The organism is Deinococcus cellulosilyticus NBRC 106333 = KACC 11606 (genome assembly GCF_007990775.1).
Lineage (GTDB): Bacteria > Deinococcota > Deinococci > Deinococcales > Deinococcaceae > Deinococcus_C > Deinococcus_C cellulosilyticus.
The window spans coordinates 1-606 of record NZ_BJXB01000097.1; the positions used below are offsets into that span (position 1 = coordinate 1).

1 protein-coding gene is annotated in these 606 nt (G+C 57.9%); it reads left to right on the forward strand.

What is annotated here, in order from left to right; translation table 11 throughout:
• Window positions 1-417, forward strand: a 417-nt coding sequence (locus DC3_RS29495; protein ID WP_186816345.1) for a hypothetical protein, incomplete at its 5' end; no start/stop codon positions are given.
• Window positions 418-606: the final 189 nt, after the last annotated feature.

Here is a 606-nt window from a genome sequence, read left to right on the forward strand (position 1 = left end):
GGACTGCCAGGACAGGGCACCCAGTACCTGGACCACAACTCTGGCATTTACCCCACCATGGACAGCCTGACCGCACAGCAGGCCTCTTACTCCTGGAATGGGATTCCCAGCATTGCCAGCCACATCCGCCACATGAAGTTCCACCTGAATGTGGTGGTGGAATGGATGCAGGGACAGCAGCACAAACGGGACTGGCTGGCCAGCTTCAAACCTTATGAAGTCACGGAGGAAGAATGGCAGCAACTCAAAACAGACTTTGAAGAGACCCGCAGGGCCTTCTTTGAGCAGGTTTCAAAGCTCTCCGAAGAAGAGGTTCTGGAAGACATGGGCCACGGGACCGTGGCCCACCTGGCGTACCACCTGGGGGCCATCCGGCAGTTGATGCATCTGGTGCCGAAAGAAGTGCAGGACGTTTAAAAGGCCGAGGGCCAGGGGCTGAGCGACCAGTGCGACATGGGCTGCCCCGCAAGCACATATTCAGGTCAAGAAGGGCCGAGGGCAAAAAGCGAAGCTGATGCTTAAGCTTTCAGCATGGGTTGACAGTCCAGCGTCACTGCATCACGATGCTCTCGGCTCTCGGCTCTCGGCTCTCGGCTCTCGGCTCTC